Genomic DNA, 19,069 nt, shown 5'->3' on the forward strand with positions numbered 1-19,069 from the left:
AAGTCGTGGCGGACACCTGTACCTTGCATTTGCTGCACACCAACGATTTGCACAGCCATTTCGAAAAAATGCCGCAGATTGCGACTTGCCTGAAAACGCGCCGCGAGCAGTGGGAGAGCCAGCAGGAGCATGTGCTGACCGTCGACATCGGGGACCATATGGACAGGATGGACGTCCGCTCGGAGGCGAGCTTCGGGAAAACGAATGTGAGCGTCCTGAACAGATGCGGCTACCAGTACGCGACGATTGGCAACAACGAGGGGATCACGCTGCCGAAAAGCAAGCTCGATTCGATGTACGAGCAAGCCGGCTTCACCGTCATCGTCGGCAACCTGCTGGACAGAGCGACGATGGCCCCTCCGGCCTGGGCTGTCCCGTATGCGATCCACACGTTTGGGGAGCTGCGCATCGCCTTGCTCGGCATGACCATCCCTTTTTCCTCCTATCAGAACATGGGCTGGGAAATCCGCGAGCCGCTGCCTGTTTTGCGCGAGCAAGTGGCCGCCTTGCGTTCTTCTGTCGATATCGTCATCCTGCTGTCTCACCTCGGCTACCCGACCGATTGCCGGCTTGCGCAAGAGGTCGAGGGACTGGATGTGATCCTCGGCGGACATACCCATCATACGCTGCCGCATGGCGAACGGGTGGGCAACACGCTGATCGCCCAGACGGGCCGCTTCGGCGAGCACGTCGGCCACATCAGGCTCGTCTGGGACCGCGCGGCCAAACAGATCGCAGACGTTTCGGCAGAGCTGTTTGAAACCGGGCAGTACGAGCCGGACCAGCGGCTGCTCGCTTTTTTGCAAAAAGAACACGAACGGGCCCATGCGAGCCTGATTCGGCCGATTGCCAGGCTGGAGCGGGATTTGCGCGTCAACTGGACGGAGGAGACTCCGTTCGGCTCTTTTTTGGCAGCCAGCATTCGCAAGTGGACAGGGGCTGAAGTGGGAATTGCCAACGGCGGGCTTTTGCTGTCTGACTTGCAGCGCGGCAGCCTGACTTTTGCCCAACTGCTGAAAAGTGTGCCTCATCCGATCAACGCCTGCGCCGTGACGCTCACCGGCAGTCAGCTCGCTGCCGTGCTGGAGCAGGCGATCCAGCCGCAGATCGTGCATCGCGAGCTGCGCGGCTGCGGTTTTCGCGGCAAAATCGAAGGCTGGATGGCGGTGGACGGGCTGCGCATCCGGTATGAGGACTCCGAGGAGCCGCATATCGTGGCGATCGAGGTCAACGGCCAGCCGCTGGCAAGGGAGCGGGAGTATCGGGTCGGAACGGTCGACATGTTCATGTACAACCGCCTGTTCCCCGATTTGCTGCAGGGCAGGGAGATCGAGTATTTTCTTCCGGAAATGCTTCGCGAGGTGATCGCCAGCACGATTACCGACACAGCGCTTGTGCAAAACGCTTTTTTGCCGAGATGGGAAAAAGTGCCCTCGCCCGGTTCTGGGCATGCTATCGAGAGAAGCAAGGGGGATGAGCGATGAGGTTTATCGACGAAGTTTACGAACTGTACAAAGGACACTTCAATGGCGACGAGGAGGATATTACGGCAGTGGTTGTCGGCGTTTTGCACGAGCAGACGCGCGACGACCTGCTTGAGCTGGTGGAGGGCATGGACGAGGAAGAGCTGTTTCACATGCTGGCTACGTACATGATCGAAGTGATGAAGCGCAAGGTCGCGATGGAGGATGAACAGTTCCCGGCACCGCTCGTGCATTGAATGCGCCGCTTGGCGGCACACACTTTTGGCTCCTGTGTCATAGGATGGTAACGCAAAAGCAGGAGAGAAAAGGAGGGAGCGGGATGGTCGAAGTACAGCCTATCCACTTTCCGGAAGGGACGGCGATCGCAGTCACCGTGCGGCTGCCCAAGACGACATTGCTTGCGGTGACGACAGACAAAGGCTACATCATGTGCGGGGCATTGGACGTGGGCTTGCTGAATGAACGGCTGGCCAGCCGCGAAATTATTGCGGGCAGAGCCGTCGGCGTCAAGACGATCGACGAGCTGCTGGACGCGCCGCTGGAATCCGTGACGACGACAGCAGAGGCGCAAGGAATCACGGCCGGCATGATCGGGCGGGAAGCCGTCGTCAAAATGCTGTAGCATACACAGATAACGATACACGCTGAAACAAGGACGCCTTTGTCGATGAGACGAAGGTGTTTTTTGTGGGCGCGATTTCTTGGGAGCTAGAAATTTTTTCATGTAGAATTACGTCGAATCACGCTATAATAGGGGTACTCTGATGAAAGGCGAAGGTTGGAAATGAGACTGAAATCCATTCATAAATGCCAGCCGGGCGACAAGCTTGCCCGTTCCATCTACGCAGAAAACGGAACGGTACTCGTTGGGCGGGAGTAGAGCTGACCCAGCGAATGATCGAGCGCCTCAAGAGCAAGAACATCAACAGCCTGTACATAGAAGATACTCGCACGGACGATATCATGGTGGATACAGTCATTTCCGAAGGCACGCGCAGACAGGCGATGTCCATTATTCACGATACGTTTCGCAGTGTTCAGGAAGTGCCGCAAAAATGGCAGCAACTGTTAACGGACAAAAATCTGGGCCTCCAGTTGAGGCAAGTCATGTCGGCTGTCGCTGACGAACTGAAAGGCAGCAAATCAGCCATGAACCTGCTCGCCGACGCATGCGCCTTCGATAACTACATTTTCAGCCATTCCTTCAACGTCGCGCTCTACAGTACGGCACTGGCGATCAACACAGGCTGTACGGAAAGAGAGATTTTGGATATCTCCATCGGCGGCATGCTGCACGACATCGGCAAGATGCACATTCCGGATGAAATCCTGAAAAAGCCGGGCCGCTTGACGACAGAAGAGTTTGAAGTGATGAAAAAGCATGCCGAAATCGGCTTCGAGATGCTGCGCAGGCAGGACGACATCCCGCTGCTCGCCGCGCACTGCGCCTTCCAGCACCACGAGCGCTGGGACGGCTCCGGGTACCCGCGTCATCTGAAAAAAGAAGAGATTCACCCTTTTGGCCGCCTGATGGCCGTCGCTGACGTATTCGACGCCTTGACCTCGCATCGCGTCTACCGCCGGGGGATGCTGCCGCACGAAGCGATGGAAGTGCTCTATTCCGGGTCAGGCGTATTGTTTGACCAGTTTTATGTCGAAGCTTTGCGCGACACGATTGCGCTCTACCCGGTAGGCTTGAGCGTGACGCTCAACACAGGCGTATCCGGCGTGGTTGTGGATTCCAACAAAGGTATGCCAAGCCGCCCCATCATCCGCATCTTGGTCAATGAAGAAGGGCAGGATCTGGCTCAGCCGTATGAATGCGATTTGTCGAAAATGCTTTCGCTGATGATCGTGGCGTGTGGCGACCTCGTCTAGCCAGTTCACAGCCACTCTTTTTTCTTGAACAGGATGAACATCGTCAAGCCGATCGCCGCCATGCAGCCAAGCACGATGTAGTAGCCGTAAGGAGAGTGCAGCTCCGGCATGAAGTCGAAGTTCATGCCGTAAATCCCCGTGACGATCGTCAGCGGCATGAAAATCGTGGTCAGGGCGGTAAACACGCGCATGATGTCGTTTGCCCGCCCGGCGAGAGCTGCCTGGTAGGCTTCGCGCAAGTTTCCGATCAAGTCGCGAAACGTCTCGAAGTTCTCCACGATCTTGCTCGCATCCTCCAAAATATCGCCAAAGTACTTCCGCAGCTTCGGCCGAATCAGCGGGAGTTCTTTTTTGTGCAAGGCATCAATCAAATCCCGTTGCGGCACGAGCATTTTTCGCGCGTACAAAATCTCGCTGCGCAGCCCGATGATCTGGTCGAGGTGGGATTTGCGGGTGTTCATCAAAATTTCCTCTTCCAGCGCTTCAATCAAGTCCTCGATTTTTTCCGTCACATCAAAATACCGATCCACTATCTGATCGACGAGATGATACAAAAAAGTGTCCGGGTGGTTCACTTCTTTTTCCCGGACGATGGGGAGCATGGAAGCGAACTCTGGCGCTTCCTGCTTGGTCACGGTAATGATCGCATGGCTGCCGAGAAAAATATTGATCTCCCGCAGGAAAATGTCCTGATTGTGGAAGGCGATGCCGTTTAGCACCATGAAATAATGGTCGTCGTATAGTTGCAGCTTGGGCCGCTGCTCTTCTTCGTCGATGCAGTCCTCGACCGCGAGCGGGTGAAGCCCGAACAGCGGCTGCAAAATATCGAGGTCGAAGGGAGAAGCGTCAATCCAATAGAAGCCTTTTCCGGGCACTGCGACAGCTTCCTCCACGTCATCTATTTCCGTTATGAGGCCGTTTTCGATCAGTCGTATCTTCATGCGTGCATCTCCTGCCAGTAGAGTGAGGGGATGGCGGCAGACGTGGCAAAATACGTGTGAGAATCAGCTCATAGGCAGAGCGCAGCGCTTCGCGGCTGGGGGGAGCCTGTGCGGCCCGCCGTTTTTTTGGCGTATCCACCCTTGTCTCGCCTCCTTGTTTGGCTGTCATTCTCATACGTATGACAATCGGCTCGTCTGCTTGCCAGAGACGGTCAACGTTCTTTGGAATAGTGTACCGCACTTTCCTGCATCTAGCCATTTTGGAAACGGGGCAGTTTTCGCAAAAATAACGGCATGGCCTGGCGATTTTTCTAACATACTACGAACGATAGCGAAAACGTAAAAAGGTGGATGCATATGTGGAAGGGTAAACGAGTAGGGATGGCAGCCGTGCTGGCGTGGGGGTTGATCGCGGGAGCAGCAGGGCAACCGGTTAGCGCTCGGGAAGCGCGCCAGGTTCAGCCGCCGCCGAGCGTGTATGAGGAAATTCAGATCAAACGGCAAGATGTCACAGGAGACGGGCGTCCGGATGTCGTGACGCTGCTCGGCCACCGCTTTGCCGCTGACAGCCCGTACTATGAAAAGCTGAAGGTGATGGTGCAAGATCCGGTGGCGGAAAAGACGGTGTTTTTTACGACGCCGTATGGCGGGTATCAGCCGGACATGGCTTTTTGCGATTTCATCGGAAACGGCACGAAACAAATTTTGCTCCAGGCGCCGACGGGCGGCAGCGGCGGAACATCGGAGTTTTACCTGTTTGGCAACAAGGACAACAAGCCTGTCGTTTTGCCGGTGCCGCAGCCGCTGACGATCACCGGTTCGTACCAGGACAACTACAAAGTGCCGATTCACATCAAGGAGACGAACCATACCACCGTTCTCGACCTGACTGACCGCAAAAAAATATACGACGAAAACGGGGTGTACAAGGACGGAAAGCTGCTGACGCCGACCGAGGTGATGCCGAACAGCTTCAGCGTGCTTACGCCTGTGGACGAGAACCGCGACGGCGTCTGCGAGCTGAAAGGCGTGCAGCGGGTGAGCGGCGTAGCCAACGCCGACACGATTGCCTACGTCGAGTCGCTGTGGAAATGGGACAAGACGGGCTGGAAGCTGCAAAAGGCAGAAGTGAAAAAAGCAGAGATGTAGAGCGTGGAGGGGGCCTTCCTTTTCAAGAGAAAGGGCGCTCTCTTTGTTTGGGGCGTGGTTTACACGATAGAAGAATCGGGTATATAATTAAAAGGATATGCCAATTGGAAATTATTCGTTTACTCTACCTAATATGGTTAGTACAGCCATTTTTTATTCGGTAAAAAGGAGTTCGGCGTATGAGTACATGTCCATTTTCCAGCCTGTTTGGATTGAAAGGAAAAGTCAAAAAGGAGTCGTTTTTCCAGGAGCGCAAGGAACAGGGAAAAGTACAGCTTCACGGGCAAACCACCCTCTCCAGGCAACTGGCGCTGATCCATCTGACAGAGGAGGACTTGTCGATTGTCAAAGCGCTTCAACCGCTTATCGTTCGCAATATTGACAAAATTGTAGACTTCTTTTATTCGAATATTGAAACTGAACCACTGCTCATGAGCATTGTGGACAAAAACAGCACCATTGCCAGACTGAAGGGCACACTGACCCGCCATATCACAGAGATGTTCAACGGCTGTATCGACGCCGCGTACATCGAGCAGCGCAGCAGGATCGCCATCATTCACATGCGGATCGGACTGGAGCCGAAATGGTACTTGAGTGCGTTTCAAAATTTGTTCATATCCATTATGGATATTCTGCATAAAAACATCGCGGACAAGGATGAGTTTGTGCTGGCGCTCACTGCGGTGAGCAAAATTCTCAACATCGAGCAGCAAATCGTGCTGGAAGAATACGAGAATGAACATGAGCGTGTTCGTCGCGCCGAGCAGGCCAAAAAGGACGAACTGCGGGTTTTGCTGACCAATTCCGCGCATGAGCTGGCAGCCGTCTCGGAGGAAAACAGCGCGTCCGTCGAGCAACTGACGGAGCAGTCGCGCGAAGTGCTTCGCTACGCCGAAAACGGCACGGATTTTTCCAGCAAGGCGCAGGAGCTGTCCCGGGAGGGCAAGGAAAAGCTGGAGAAGCAGCAGGAGCAGATGGGGCTGATCCAGCAGAGCGTGAAGCAAATTTCCGAAGAAATGAACACGCTGGAGGACAACGCGGAAAAAATTCGCGGAATTGTCGACGTGGTGACGGCGATTGCCGAGCAGACCAATCTGTTGGCGCTCAATGCGGCGATCGAAGCCGCGAGAGCCGGAGAGCAGGGGCGAGGCTTTGCGGTCGTAGCCGACGAGGTGCGCAAGCTGGCCGAGCAGACGAAAAAATCGGTATTCGGCGTGCGGGAGCTGATCGAGAAAACGAATCAGCAAACGACTGTCCTGTCATCGGTCGTGCTGGAAATCCAGGGGCTCGTGAAGTCGAGCACAAAAATGACGGACGAGACGAATGCGTTTTTCGAGGGCATTATCAACGCTGTCTCCGACAGCAAGGAGCAGAGCTCGCACATTCAAAAAGAGCTGGAAAACTTCTTCAAGGTCATGGAGGATATGAACCAGGCTGTGGCGCAAGTAGCCAGCTCCGCGGACGAGCTGTCGGAGATCACGGAAAATTTGTAGGCGAAGAAAAAACAGTACGGCCGTCGGTGGGGGGCGTACTGTTTTTTTCATGAGCGTGTGTTCGTTGCGTCAGGTCGCAGAAGTGGTCGGGTGATACTGCCGGGAGTTTTGCAGCGGCGGCGTGTAGACGTTGAGCGAGTACACCGGCGCGTCTGTGTTGTTGCGGATGGCGTGAATTTCGCCGGGGGCGACGTAGTAGCAGTCTCCGGCGCTGACATGGGTTGTCTGGGCGCGAAACACCTCTCCCTCGCGATCGGCAGGAAGGTAGACGACATTGGTGAGCGTCCCGGAAATGATCCATTCCCAGCCAAAGGAATCGCCATGGTTGTGCGGGACAGACTCCTGCATGCTGGGCAGATGGATCAGGACGACTTCGACGTGCGGCGTCTGGTACAAAATTTTGCGTCCGTAGGGGAGCTGTTCAGGCTGGGGAATGTGGGACGCGATATCTTCTGGGCAGAGCGAAAGGGAAACGAGCGCCTGCCTCAGCTCAGCGTGACTGGGGAAAACGAGGGAGCCAAATGCTTGTTCCAAACGTTGCAAATTCATGACAAACCTCCTGAGGCGAAAAAAGATCTTCCCCTTACCATATGAGAAACGGTTGCAGTCTGACGTAGGGGAAGCGCGTTTTTTTGCGAAGGCCAGTCAAACGATTTGGCGTGACAAGGCAGCTTGCCTCGCTCTATCATGGGGATACGGCAGTTGGTGCCGCACGAAGACGGTGAGGGGACGGCCCCCGTCAAAAGTGATTGTCCAAGTTCAACAATGGTTTGTACCCAACTCAACACATGAGGAGGCATGCGCATGTCAACTGCCACAATCAGTGTACGCACCCTGTAGCGGGGGGCGTCTGTCCGAACCGCCTGCGACTGACAGGAGGTTTGGCACACATGAACGTAAAACATTACTTGTACGTCAATGCGCTGTCTTCGCTTGGCTCGCGAATGGATTTGATCGCGTGCAGCGCGTTGATTTTCACATTTGAGCATAGCGCCTTTTGGCTGACGGCCTTTTTTGTCGCCCGTCAGGTAGGCGGCATGCTGTTCAGCCCGTTTGCGGGCATGCTGGCTGACCGGATGGACCGCAGGCATGCCATGATCGCAAGCGATATCGGAGCAGGACTTGCGCTTCTCGCAATCATCGCTGCTCCGCATCCGTATGTCGTGGTTGCCGCAGCGTTTCTCAAAGGCATGCTGTACACGCTGTTTACGATCAGCTTTCAGGCTTCGCTGCCGCAGATGTTCGGGATGGAGCGGCTGGTGTGGGTGAACGGGCTCAAGGTGCGCCTGGAATCGCTCGTAGGCATGGCGGGCTTTGTGCTGGGGGGCTTTTTGACTGACCGTGTTGGCTACGCGCTCGTCATTGGCGCAGATGCAGCCAGCTTCTTCCTCTCGGCTTTGCTCTTGACCCGGATGCGCTGGGAGAGCCGGGCATGGCCGAAAAGCGGGGCGGCTGGCGAGCGCTCTGCCGGAGACAGCGGGGGGAAGCAAAAGGAGCGTGGCATGCGGGCAGCCGTCAGGTACTTGCAAAGCGCGCCCGTATTGCTTGCCATCAGCCTGCTGGCTGCGCCGCTGTCGATCAGCACGGCTTCGCATAACTACGGTTTGCCGTTTTTGGCAGATCAGATTAGCCACGGGGACGCGACCTTGCACGGGATGATGTGGTCAGTCATGAGTGTCGGTGGCCTGATCGGCGCTTATCTGGTGGCGCGCATTCCCGTTGCGCCTTGGCCTGGGATGCTGGGGGCGCATTGGCTCCTGGCTGTGTTCATCGTGCTTGCGTTTGCCGCCGACGGTGCGGTTTGGGCGCTGCTTTTGCTCGCGGGCGCGGGGCTTTTTGGCGGAGCGGCTCAAGTCTTGGAGAGCACGCTGTTGCAGCAGGCCAAAAACGAGGTGCGCGGCAAGGTGCTGGGGGTACAGGGCTTGTTTAGCCGCAGCGGGTTTTTTGTCGCATTTTTGGCGGCGCCCGCGATTTCCGCTGTCTTAGGATTGGCAGCGATGGTCGCCGTCGCGCAGGCGCTTTTGGCTCTGGCACTGCTCGGTCTGGGATGCTATGTGCGCAAGGCACAGCAAGCGGGTGGCGCTCGTCGCGGGTAGTCTTTTTTCCCGTCACTCACCATAGGATGTACCAATTGGGAGGTGACGGGAGTGGCTATATTTCGACCCCGTCGGCGTTGGAGAAACCCGCTTTCCCGAACGAAAGCGTTTTTGATCGCGCTGGTGATTTTTTTTGTGCTGTCGATTCAGACGCTCGTTTTTTTGCAGCATCGGCTGGAGCCGACACTGTTGATCCTGGCTACTCAAAAAGCAGAGCAATTGGCGAAGGAAGCGATTACGGATGCGGTCACCAAGCGGATTTCCCAGCAAGGCGTCGACTTCAACCAGATCGTGAAGATCGAGAAGAACAACGAGGGGCAAATTCAGGCGTATCAGTTCAACTTCAAGGAGTACGCAAGAATTGTCGGCGAAACCACCTCGCGCGTCCAGAACAAGCTCCAGGAGTTCGAGACGGAAAAAGTGGACCGCACGATTCCGCTTGGCCTGGCGACAGGGAATACGTTTCTGGCGCAAATGGGGCCGAACTTGCCCGTGACCTTCGTGCCGATCGGCTCTGTGAAAACGAAGCTGGAGACAGAGCTGAAGGAGGCGGGCATCAACATGGTGCTCGCCACGGTCTACATTTTCGTAGAGGTCGACTTGCGCATCGTCATTCCGTTTGCGACCGAGGAGCAGACGGTTACGACGAAAATCCCGATCACGCACTCCCTCATCATCGGCGACGTGCCGCAGTATTTGTACAACAATCCGGAAGGCAAGCCGGATGTGCCGCGTGCGCCCATGGAAGGTATGGACGACAGCCCGTAGAAGGCGCGGCGGAAACGAAAAAAAGCGGCAGCGTGCGAGCTGTCGCTTTTTTCATGGAGATGGCTGCCCTTGCTTACTGCTCCGCCCAGGTGACAGTCAGCTCGATGACGCCTTCCTGGCCGCTGAGCGGGCCGCCGATCATCGACCAGGACTGTTTTTTCTCGATGTTGCCTCCCTGAATAATGATGTTTTAGTCGTCGATGGTTTGCCCGGAGTCAGAGAGGTTTTGCGTCTTGAAGTAGTCTTTGTACAGCTTGGTTACGGCTGGCATGCTTTCCTTTGTGCTGAAAATGAGCAGGACAAACTTTTTGCCGTCTTTGATTTCGGAATGCGAGGTGCTAATTTCGGCGACCTCCGGGAGCGGGAAATCGGCTGGGAGATATTCCGGCCGCTTCTGTTCAGAGGCAGGCTGGGCAGCAGTGTCGCCGGAAGTTTGCTGGGTCGGCTGTTGCGCAGTCTGCTGTGCTGGTTGCTGCGCTGACTGTTGCGGTGTTTGCTGTTCCGCTTGCTGTGCCGGTTGATCCACTGAAGCTGGCTGGCTGCACGCACTGATCGCCACTGCCACAAAGAGCGACAGAGCGACGTGCGCCCACGCTTTCTTTTTCATCACGTATCATCAGCTCCTCTTCATCATACGTAGAAAATATTCTATGTCATTTTTGGTTCTCCATATGGAAAAAGTCCTGTTTCCAGCATTCGGCAATCGGGGGAGCAACTTGTTTGCTATACTGAAAAAAGCGGCTTGCGAGCGCAAGAGACGGGAACGGACCGAAGACGAGGGGGCTGGAAAGGAAATGAACAGACGCTTTGCAACAGGCATCATTTTTGACATGGACAATACGCTGCTGCACTCGAAGATCAATTTTGCGGAAATGAAGCAGGCAATTTTTCAGTTGTGGACGGAGCATGGTCTGATAGAGCCGACCTTCGACTGGCACAGCCATACCGCCTCGCAACTGATCGAGCTTGGCCGAAAGTCGGGCAGGCTGACCAGCCAGCTCGAACAGGAGATGTGGGGAGCCGTCACGGCAATCGAAAAGGCGGGGATGCACGAGGCTGTTCTCGAGAACCATGCCCAGGAAGTGCTCGCGCAGCTCATGGAGCGGCATCATTTGTTCATTTTGACCAACAACGCCTACGCTGCCGCAGAGGAAGCGCTGCACCAAACCGGTATTGCGGGCTGCTTCGAGAAGATTGTGGCGCGCGAGCAGATGACGACCTTGAAGCCGCACCCGTCCGGGATTCATTACATTCGCAGGCAGTATCCCGATATGCCTGCTTCGGCCTGGACGATGGTCGGGGATTCCTGGATTGACGGAAAAGCCGCGCAGGACGGGGAGGTGGCGTTTATCGCCTACCAGGGACATGCGCAAGACATGGAGCGCCATGACGTGGCACCGCAAGCGTACATTGCGGATTTGCGCGAGCTGCTGACTATGTTGTAACAAAGCTTGCAGGCAGGAGAAAAACACTTCTGCCTAAAAAAATGACAGCGAACGTGAAAAATGTGCTATACTTTGCCTAACTGAATACCAGCCTTCAGGGTAGGGTGAAATTCCCGACCGGCGGTAATGACGAACGCACGTCTGAGCCCGCGACTCGCTATCGCAGTTGGATAGCGACTGACTTGGTGCAAATCCAAGGCCGACGGTAAAGTCCGGATGGGAGAAGGTATTGGCATAACCTCAGAGCTGTTTTTTCAAAAACAGGCATTTGCGAGGTTTCTTTCCCTACGCCCTGAGCATGTTCTCACGGGCGTTTTTTATTCCGCAACTTCATAGCGAAAATCTTCAGGGCAAGGTGAAATTCCTGACCGGCGGTAATGGCGATGGCGAACCATCGTCTGAGCCCGCGACTCGTGGACCGTGACGGTTTGCGACTGATCTGGTGCAACTCCAGAGCCGACGGTAAAGTCCGGATGGAAGAAGAGCTGACTGCGCTTTTTGGCATCGTTATTTTTGCAAAAAACGAATGCGAGAAGGCTTCTTTCCCTATGCCCTGAAACGCTTGAGGTTTCGAGGGCTTTTTGTTTTGGCTGGAATCCAGGCAGGAAAAAGGAGGTTTTACATGGAGCAGGACAAGCGGTTCATGGCATTGGCGCTGGAGCTGGCGCGCTCGGCCCACGGCCAGACCAGCCCCAATCCACTGGTCGGTGCAGTCCTGGTGAGCAACGGAGCAGTTGCAGGCATGGGCGCGCATTTGCGTGCCGGGGAGCCGCATGCGGAGGTGCATGCGCTGCGCATGGCAGGGGAAAAGGCGGCTGGCGCTACTTTGTACGTGACGCTGGAGCCGTGCAGCCACTTCGGAAAAACGCCCCCTTGCGCCGATGCGGTAGTGGCGGCGGGGATTCGCCGGGCTGTGATTGCGACGCTGGACCCGAATCCGCTCGTGGCTGGAAAAGGCGTGGAGAAGCTGCGCGCCGCAGGAGTGGAAGTGCTCGTCGGGGTAGGCGAAGCGGAAGCGAAAAGGCTCAACGAGGTGTTTTTCCACTACATCACGACGAAGCGCCCGTTTGTGACGGTGAAAACGGCGAGCACGCTGGACGGCAAAATCGCTTCGGTCACAGGACACAGCCGCTGGATCACGGGCGAACGGGCGCGCGCGGAGGTGCACGAACTGCGGAGACAGCACGATGCGATTTTGGTCGGGGTAGGAACCGTTTTGGCGGACGATCCGCTTTTGACGGCCAGACAAGGGGAGCAGTTGTATGGGCGGCAGCCTGTGCGGATCGTCCTGGACAGCGAGCTTCGCACGCCACTTGCAGCGCGCGTGATCGAAAATGCGGATGCGCCGACCTGGATTTTCACGACAGAGGCGGCTCCGCCAGAAAAGCGTGCGGCATTGGCGGCAAAAGGCGTCAGGCTGTTTGTGGCAAGCGGACAAATTTCGGTGGAAAACGTACTGGATACGCTGGGCGAGTGCGGGATTACTTCGCTGCTGGTTGAAGGCGGGCAGGCAGTGAACGGGGCGTTTTTACAGGCGCGCGCGATCCAGAAGATCGTCAGCTACGTGTCGTTGAAGCTGATCGGCGGAAGCGGCGCGCCCACGCCATTTGGCGGACCGGGCTTCGCCACGATGGATCAGACTGTCCGGCTTGCGGATGCAACTGTCGAGCTGCTGGATGAGCAGGACGTGCGCATAAGCGGTTATCCGCTATGGGAAAAGTAGCTGGAAGCAGGTTTTCCGTTTTCTGCGCATTCGCGCCAGAGAGCAGCAGTCGCCAGACGACGGGAGCAAATTTTTGTTCAGAAAGCACAAAGAGGAGGAAAAGGCCGATGTTTACCGGACTGGTGGAGGAAGTCGGAACGTTGGAATCCAGCACAGGCAACGGGCAGGCGAGTCGGCTGGTCATTCGGGCGCAGCGGGTGCTGGAAGGCGTCAAGCTCGGCGACAGTATCGCCGTCAACGGGATTTGCCTGACGGTCACGTCTTTTTCGGCTCGGCATTTTAGCGTAGATGTCATGCCGGAGACGATGAAAAAGACAACCCTCCGTCACCTGCGCACAGGCCAGCGGGTCAATCTGGAGCGGGCGATGCGGCTGGGCGACCGCTTTGGCGGGCATATCGTCTCCGGGCATATCGACGGAACGGGCACGATTTTGTCCCGAGAGCCGCACGCCAACGCTGTGCTGTTTCGCATTGAAGCCGCGCCGGAGCTGTTACGATACGTCATCAGGCAAGGCTCGATCTGCGTCGATGGCATCAGTCTTACGGTCGTGGACGTTGCCGATGCGCATTTTTCGGTGTCGATCATCCCGCATACGCTGGCAGCGACCAGCCTGCACGATCGGCGCGCGGGCGATCAGGTGAACCTGGAGACAGATATTATCGGCAAGTACGTCGAGCGGCTTTTGGGCTATCGCGGCAAGCCAGCAGGCGGCAATCAGACCGAAGCAAAAGGCGCGAAAATCAGCATGGCTTTTTTGCAGGAAAACGGATTCGTTTGAACGAGGAGGGACAAGCCCATGTTTCATCGCATAGAAGAGGCGCTGGAAGATTTGCGCCAAGGAAAAGCCATCATCGTCGTGGATGACGAGGATCGGGAAAATGAAGGGGACTTCGTCTGCCTGGCGGAAGCGGCTGCGCCGGAGATGATTAACTTTATGGCGACGCACGGGCGCGGTCTTGTCTGCGTCCCGGTGACGGAGGAACAGGCCGCGCGGCTTGCGCTCACCCCAATGGTCAGGCACAACACGGACAAGCAAGGGACGGCGTTTACCGTGTCGATTGACGAGGTGAGCACGCATACAGGCATCTCGGCGCAGGAGCGTTCGCAGACCGTGCTGGCGATGCTGGACGAGCGGAAGACGGCAGAGGACTTTCGCAGGCCGGGGCATATTTTTCCGCTGATTGCGAGAGCCGGGGGCGTTTTGCGGCGGGCGGGCCATACCGAAGCGGCGGTGGACCTCGCCCGGCTGGCGGGGAGCGTGCCCGCAGGTGTCATTTGTGAAATCATGAACGAGGATGGCTCGATGGCGCGGTTGCCGCAGCTCGTGGAGATCGCTCGCCGCTTCGACTTGAAGCTGATTACGATTGCCGATCTGATCGCCTACCGGATGCGCACCGAATCGCACGTGCGAAAAGAAATCGAAGTGAGCCTGCCGACGAGCTATGGCGATTTTCGGATCGCCGCCTATACGAACGAGCTGGACGGCAAAGAGCACGTGGCGCTCATCAAGGGCGAGATTGATTCGGCCAAGCCCGTTCTCGTCCGGGTGCATTCCGAGTGCCTCACAGGAGATATTTTCGGGTCCCACCGCTGCGATTGCGGCCCGCAACTGCATGCTGCGCTGGAGCAGATCGAGGCGGCGGGCTCCGGCATCCTTTTGTACATGCGCCAGGAAGGCCGCGGCATCGGGCTTATTAACAAGCTGCGCGCCTACAAGCTGCAGGAGGAAGGGCTGGATACGGTGGAGGCGAACGAAAAGCTCGGATTCCCCGCCGATCTGCGCGATTACGGCATCGGGGCGCAAATTCTCCGCGACCTGGGCGTGCAAAAAATGCGGCTTTTGACCAATAACCCGCGCAAAATCCGGGGGCTGGACGGCTACGGGCTGAAGGTGGAGGAACGGGTGCCGCTGCAAATGCAGGCACATCCGCACAACAAACGGTATTTGTCGACCAAACAGGAGAAGCTGGGACACCTGCTTCATTTCAAAGGCTAAGGAGAGTGGAGAAGATGAGAACATTTGAGGGACATTTGGTAGGAACGGGCTTGCGCGTAGGGATTGTAGCAGGAAGATTTAACGAGCTGATCGTCAGCAAGCTGGTAGGCGGTGCGCTCGATGCGTTGAAGCGCCACGGCGTAGAGGAAGACAACGTAGACGTGGCCTGGGTGCCGGGCGCTTTTGAAATTCCGTTGATCGCGAAAAAAATGGCCGAGTCGGGGCGCTATGACGCGGTTGTGACATTGGGCGCGGTCATCCGCGGAGCGACTCCGCACTTCGACTACGTCTGCAACGAAGCAGCCAAAGGCGTCGCCTCGCTGTCGCTTTCCACCGGGATTCCGGTCATTTTTGGCGTGCTGACGACGGACAACATCGAGCAAGCGATTGAGCGCGCCGGCACAAAAGCGGGCAACAAAGGCTGGGAAGCGGCAACGGCAGCGATTGAAATGGCGAACCTGTCCAAACAGTTCGCCTAAACGATACGAATCGCTTGTCTAGGTGAGGAAGCGGGGGCTGCGGCTCCCGTTTTTTCGTTTGCCCGAAAGCACACATAGATCCCATTCTTGATTCATGTTATTTGGCTGATATTTTTTGTGAATGAAGTGCTAAACCAATGAAGGAAAGTAAAGGGAATGCCTGGTAGAAAGAGTAATGTAATTTTTTTTGTGTAAATGGGTTTTTAACAGGTGAATAGTTACGTCAACGGCTTTACATGGAGGAGCGGGCATGATAGATTCGTTAGCCATGCTATGCATGGTTGCCCCCTTTAGGGGCGGGATATCGACGGTTTTTTCCCTGGCGCTTGCCGGATGCACGGGAGAGTTCGAGCGGCCAGCCCTCGAAGACATGGCGATGATCGGCGTCATGGGCTTTGACTACATCGACGACAAGCAAATGAACGTCGTTGTCGCCATCCCCGTTCCCGCCAGAGGAAAGGAATCGACACAAGTTTACTCGACCAAAGCTTCCATGACGAGCGAAGCGATGTTGAAGCTCGCCACAAAATCCGAACGGACGATGACGCTGTCACAGCTTCGCGTCATTTTGTTCAGCGAGGAGCTGGCGCGCAAAGTCGGCATCGGCAAAGTCGTGCTCGACCTGTACCGGAATCCGATTGTGGGCGAGAACGTATTCATCGCGATTGTCAAAGGCAAAGCGGAAGATATCATCAGGGGCGAGTACCGAAACAAGCCGGAAGTGAACACGTATTTGAACGATTTGCTGCGTCCGCGGGTGGAAACGGCTTTTTCGTCTTTTTCTACGATCCACGACTTTGTGTTCATGATGACCAGCAAGACGGGCGATCCGAACTTGCCCTATTTAATCAAGCAAAACGGAAACATTCAGATCGCCAAAGTCGCTCTGCTGCGCAAAGACAAGCTGATCGGCTTCTACTCGCAGCGCGAAGGCAAGCTGGTGCAATGCTTGCTCGGACAAAAGCGGCTTCCCCGCGTCAAGTTTGAGCTGACGGAGCAGACGAACGAAGGCGAGCGTCTGGAAGAGATCATTTTCGATTTTGTCTGGTCCAAGTCAAAAGTGCGGAGCAACGGCAACCAGAAAAAGCCCGTCATTGACATCAACCTCGAACTGCGGGGAGTGGTGGTAGGCTACGATGGCAAGAAAAATTTGGACAAACGACCGCAAATGGAAAAGCTCGTGAAGCAGATGGAAGCGCTGATTAAACGGGAGACCACTGTGATGCTGAAAAAATTTCAACAAGAGGGCGTTGATCCGGCCGGAATCGAAGAGAGCCTGCGCCAGAAATACTACGGAAAATGGACGCGGGAAAAAGGGCTCGCGCTCTATCAGCAGGCCGGATTCAACATCAAGGTCAAGCTCGATATACTCGGCTACGGCACGATCAAGTAAGCGTGGCCGCTCGCGTTATCGCAACCGTTTCAGCTCCCGCCAGATCGCTTTCAGCGTCGGGCGGTCCCATTTTGGCCGCTTTCCGTACAGAAAACGGGTCAAGCCGCTGAACATCAACTGCTGGTCTTCCGTGTACGGGTACCAGTTGAACTCGCGTTTTTTCGAGCCGGGGTCGTGAATGACCGAGATGCTGTGCGTGAACGCTTGCAGCCCGGCTGGCCCGCGGTAGCGGCCGATGCCGCTCTCTTTGACCCCGCCGAACGGGAGGTGCGGATTGGCGTAGCTGATGATGACGTCGTTAATGCACACGTTGCCGCTCAACAGCTTTTCTGCTACGCGCTGCGCTCTTTGTTTGTCAGACGACCAGACAGACGCATTCAGGCCGTAGGGCGACTCGTTTGCCAGGCGGATGGCTTCTGCCTCGTCGGAAAACGTCATGATCGGCAGGACAGGGCCGAATGTTTCTTCCCGCATGATCTTCATGTCCGGCGTGACGTCTGTCAGGATGGTCGGGGGGATGAACATGCTGTCGGTTTGCGGCAGCCCGCCTGTGACGGCTTTGGCTCCGGCGGCGAGCGCTTCCTCGATATGCGCCCGGACGATGCCGAGCTGCTCACGCGAAGTCATCGAGCCGACTTCCGCCTGAGCGGGAAACCGTTGGCGCAGCGCTTTCGTTTTTTCCGTGACCAACCGCAAAAACTCGGGGTACACACGCTCGTGCACGTACAGCCGCTCAACGGACATGCACACCTGGCCGGAGTTCGTAAAAGCGCCCCAGATCGCTCCGTTTGCCGCCCTCTCCAGATTCGCGTCTTCGAAGACGATCATCGGGTCTTTTCCGCCCAGCTCCAGCGAGACCGGAATCAGATGCTCCGCTGCTGCGGCCATAATTTTTTTGCCTGTGGCGGCCGAGCCTGTAAAAAAGATTTTGTCCGGGCGGGCCGCCACCAGCCGACTGCCGACCTCGCGTCCCCCGTGCAGGACGGTGACGACTCCTTCCGGCAGCCCGGCAACGGCAAACAGCTCTTCGATGAGCAGGCCAGTAGAAGGGGTGACTTCGGACGGTTTGAGAATGACCGTATTTCCCGCGACAAGCGCGGACAGCATCGGGATGATCGCCAGTTGAAACGGATAGTTCCACGGCGAAATGACCGCGATTACCCCCATCGGCTTGTAGTGAATGTACGATTTTTTCGGCCAGAGCACGAGCGGGGTCGGCACGGGCTGGGCAGCCAGCATTTGCGGCGCGTGCTTCTCGTAAAAGCGGATCGTATCGGCAGTGACAAAAATTTCGGTCATGTACGCTTCGATGGTCACTTTTCCGGTGGCCTGGCTGATTTTTTCCGCCAGTTCTTCGCCGTGCTCGACGAGATAGTGGCGCAGGCGCGTCAAGTAGCGCAGCCGTTCGGACAGGGAGGTAGAGGACCACGCTTCAAAGGCGAGCCGGGCTTTGGCGACTGCCGCGTCTACCTGGGCGGGACTGGCTTCAGTCACGGAGCCGAATGTCTCGCCAGTGGCCGGATTGCGCAGAGGGAGTACGGACATTATCAATCACCTCGTTCGACAGGATGGGTGGCAGGTGAACCAGAAGAAAAAAGCGACTCGAGAACATGGTGGAGAGCAAGCTGAAAGCGGCTGATCGCTTCTGCGGCCGTCCGGGATTCGTCCAGCAAGCATTGCAAGATCATGCCGTCGATCACGGAATAGAGGATCGAGCTTGCCGCGCTCACGTCCACGGCAAGCGCGGCTCCACGCTCCGTCTGCAGCCGCTTGAGCATGCGGGCAATCAGGTCGTGCAGCCGGTTTCGCGTGTGGTGCACCTGCTCCAAAAAGACAGGGGTGTACAACGCCTGCGCCTGCAAATCGTACCAGAGCCGATGCAGCTTGCGGTCTTCCAGCAGGCTGCGGCCGAGAACGGCAGCGAGAGCCGGGAAAAAGTTGTCCAGGGGAGCGGCAACCACTTCGCGCTCCAGCTCGGCGATGAAGCGTTCCTTGTAGCTGGCGATCACTTCGAGCAGCAATTCTTCCTTGCTGGCAAAATAATAGTGCAGAATGCCGAGCGAGACGCCGGATTCCTTGGCGATATCGCGCAAGGAGACGTGGGCATAGCCTTTTTCCGCGAGGCAGATCGTCGCCTGCTCGATCAAAAAGGCCCGCTTCGCTTCGGCTTTCGCCTGGCTTTTCGAAGGGGGAGTCATGCTGTGCACCTCGTTTTTGGAC

At 56.5% G+C, this 19,069-nt stretch carries 19 protein-coding genes and 2 riboswitches; of the genes, 14 read left to right on the top strand and 5 right to left on the bottom strand.

Translation table 11 applies throughout. The features are described 5' to 3' along the window. Nucleotides 1–5: 5 nt before the first annotated feature. The 4 genes from AC3WJN_RS17635 to AC3WJN_RS17650 all read left to right on the top strand — a co-directional run bounded on the left by AC3WJN_RS17635 (nt 6) and on the right by AC3WJN_RS17650 (nt 3,362). On the top strand, nt 6–1,484 hold the full coding sequence (locus AC3WJN_RS17635; protein ID WP_007787461.1) for a bifunctional metallophosphatase/5'-nucleotidase: 1,479 nt from the start codon (nt 6–8) through the stop codon (nt 1,482–1,484). Beyond that, a complete protein-coding gene (locus AC3WJN_RS17640) occupies nt 1,481–1,720 on the top strand; it encodes a DUF6154 family protein (RefSeq protein ID WP_005829389.1) in 240 nt (79 codons plus the stop codon). The genes AC3WJN_RS17635 and AC3WJN_RS17640 overlap by 4 nt, the downstream gene beginning before the upstream one ends. Nucleotides 1,721–1,803: 83 nt before the next feature. Further along, nucleotides 1,804–2,106 (top strand): YunC family protein, encoded by a 303-nt coding sequence (locus AC3WJN_RS17645; RefSeq protein ID WP_005829391.1) that lies wholly within the window; start codon nt 1,804–1,806, stop codon nt 2,104–2,106. A 272-nt stretch (nt 2,107–2,378) separates the two neighbouring features. Beyond that, nucleotides 2,379–3,362, top strand: coding sequence for an HD-GYP domain-containing protein (locus tag AC3WJN_RS17650; RefSeq protein ID WP_007777803.1), 984 nt, complete (start codon nt 2,379–2,381; stop codon nt 3,360–3,362). 5 nt (nt 3,363–3,367) lie between these two features. Here the strand turns inward: AC3WJN_RS17650 and corA are convergent, their stop codons facing one another. Then, nucleotides 3,368–4,303, bottom strand: a complete 936-nt coding sequence (gene corA, locus AC3WJN_RS17655) for a magnesium/cobalt transporter CorA (protein WP_005829396.1) — start codon at nt 4,301–4,303, stop codon at nt 3,368–3,370. 357 nt (nt 4,304–4,660) lie between these two features. Here corA and AC3WJN_RS17660 point away from each other — a divergent pair, with 357 nt between their 5' ends. Both AC3WJN_RS17660 and AC3WJN_RS17665 read left to right on the top strand, forming a co-directional pair. Further along, entirely contained in the window at nt 4,661–5,452 is a 792-nt protein-coding gene (locus AC3WJN_RS17660; RefSeq protein WP_007777806.1) for a YybI family spore inner coat protein, read from the top strand. A gap of 179 nt (nt 5,453–5,631) precedes the next feature. After that, nucleotides 5,632–6,948, top strand: a complete 1,317-nt coding sequence (locus AC3WJN_RS17665; protein WP_005829401.1) for a globin-coupled sensor protein — start codon at nt 5,632–5,634, stop codon at nt 6,946–6,948. A gap of 69 nt (nt 6,949–7,017) precedes the next feature. Here the strand turns inward: AC3WJN_RS17665 and AC3WJN_RS17670 are convergent, their stop codons facing one another. Beyond that, nucleotides 7,018–7,497 carry a cysteine dioxygenase gene (locus AC3WJN_RS17670; RefSeq protein WP_025844114.1) on the bottom strand — a complete coding sequence of 160 codons (480 nt, stop codon included), beginning with the start codon at nt 7,495–7,497 and terminating at the stop codon, nt 7,018–7,020. Nucleotides 7,498–7,838: 341 nt separating this feature from the next. On the opposite strand from AC3WJN_RS17670, the gene AC3WJN_RS17675 reads away from it, so the two are divergent. Together AC3WJN_RS17675 and yunB are read left to right on the top strand one after the other, a co-directional pair. Continuing rightward, entirely contained in the window at nt 7,839–9,044 is a 1,206-nt protein-coding gene (locus AC3WJN_RS17675; protein WP_327953618.1) for an MFS transporter, read from the top strand. Between the two features lie 42 nt (nt 9,045–9,086). Beyond that, nucleotides 9,087–9,812 (top strand): sporulation protein YunB, encoded by a 726-nt coding sequence (gene yunB, locus AC3WJN_RS17680; protein WP_035316748.1) that lies wholly within the window; start codon nt 9,087–9,089, stop codon nt 9,810–9,812. Between the two features lie 190 nt (nt 9,813–10,002). Here the strand turns inward: yunB and AC3WJN_RS17685 are convergent, their stop codons facing one another. Continuing rightward, entirely contained in the window at nt 10,003–10,419 is a 417-nt protein-coding gene (locus AC3WJN_RS17685) for a hypothetical protein (protein WP_197186794.1), read from the bottom strand. Between the two features lie 187 nt (nt 10,420–10,606). Between AC3WJN_RS17685 and AC3WJN_RS17690 the strand changes: the two genes are divergently transcribed. The 6 genes from AC3WJN_RS17690 (at nt 10,607) to AC3WJN_RS17715 (ending at nt 16,849) form a co-directional block, all read left to right on the top strand. Continuing rightward, nucleotides 10,607–11,257: an HAD family hydrolase gene (locus tag AC3WJN_RS17690; protein WP_025844110.1), complete on the top strand. Its 651-nt coding sequence runs from the start codon at nt 10,607–10,609 to the stop codon at nt 11,255–11,257. A gap of 86 nt (nt 11,258–11,343) precedes the next feature. Beyond that, nucleotides 11,344–11,489: riboswitch (FMN riboswitch) on the top strand. Between the two features lie 105 nt (nt 11,490–11,594). After that, a riboswitch (FMN riboswitch) is annotated at nt 11,595–11,746 on the top strand. A 133-nt stretch (nt 11,747–11,879) separates the two neighbouring features. After that, nucleotides 11,880–12,980, top strand: coding sequence for a bifunctional diaminohydroxyphosphoribosylaminopyrimidine deaminase/5-amino-6-(5-phosphoribosylamino)uracil reductase RibD (gene ribD, locus AC3WJN_RS17695; protein ID WP_005829412.1), 1,101 nt, complete (start codon nt 11,880–11,882; stop codon nt 12,978–12,980). Nucleotides 12,981–13,087: 107 nt separating this feature from the next. Beyond that, entirely contained in the window at nt 13,088–13,759 is a 672-nt protein-coding gene (locus AC3WJN_RS17700; protein WP_005829414.1) for a riboflavin synthase, read from the top strand. A gap of 18 nt (nt 13,760–13,777) precedes the next feature. Further along, on the top strand, nt 13,778–14,977 hold the full coding sequence (locus tag AC3WJN_RS17705) for a bifunctional 3,4-dihydroxy-2-butanone-4-phosphate synthase/GTP cyclohydrolase II (protein WP_005829416.1): 1,200 nt from the start codon (nt 13,778–13,780) through the stop codon (nt 14,975–14,977). Between the two features lie 14 nt (nt 14,978–14,991). Continuing rightward, nucleotides 14,992–15,456 (top strand): 6,7-dimethyl-8-ribityllumazine synthase, encoded by a 465-nt coding sequence (gene ribH, locus AC3WJN_RS17710; RefSeq protein ID WP_005829418.1) that lies wholly within the window; start codon nt 14,992–14,994, stop codon nt 15,454–15,456. Nucleotides 15,457–15,706: 250 nt separating this feature from the next. After that, nucleotides 15,707–16,849: a Ger(x)C family spore germination protein gene (locus AC3WJN_RS17715; RefSeq protein ID WP_005829420.1), complete on the top strand. Its 1,143-nt coding sequence runs from the start codon at nt 15,707–15,709 to the stop codon at nt 16,847–16,849. 15 nt (nt 16,850–16,864) lie between these two features. Here the strand turns inward: AC3WJN_RS17715 and AC3WJN_RS17720 are convergent, their stop codons facing one another. Then, nucleotides 16,865–18,394: an aldehyde dehydrogenase family protein gene (locus AC3WJN_RS17720; RefSeq protein ID WP_005829423.1), complete on the bottom strand. Its 1,530-nt coding sequence runs from the start codon at nt 18,392–18,394 to the stop codon at nt 16,865–16,867. Between the two features lie 2 nt (nt 18,395–18,396). Next, a complete protein-coding gene (locus AC3WJN_RS17725; protein WP_005829425.1) occupies nt 18,397–19,047 on the bottom strand; it encodes a TetR/AcrR family transcriptional regulator in 651 nt (216 codons plus the stop codon). Nucleotides 19,048–19,069: the final 22 nt, after the last annotated feature.

Source organism: Brevibacillus sp. FW306-2-1A-C05A (assembly GCF_058781555.1).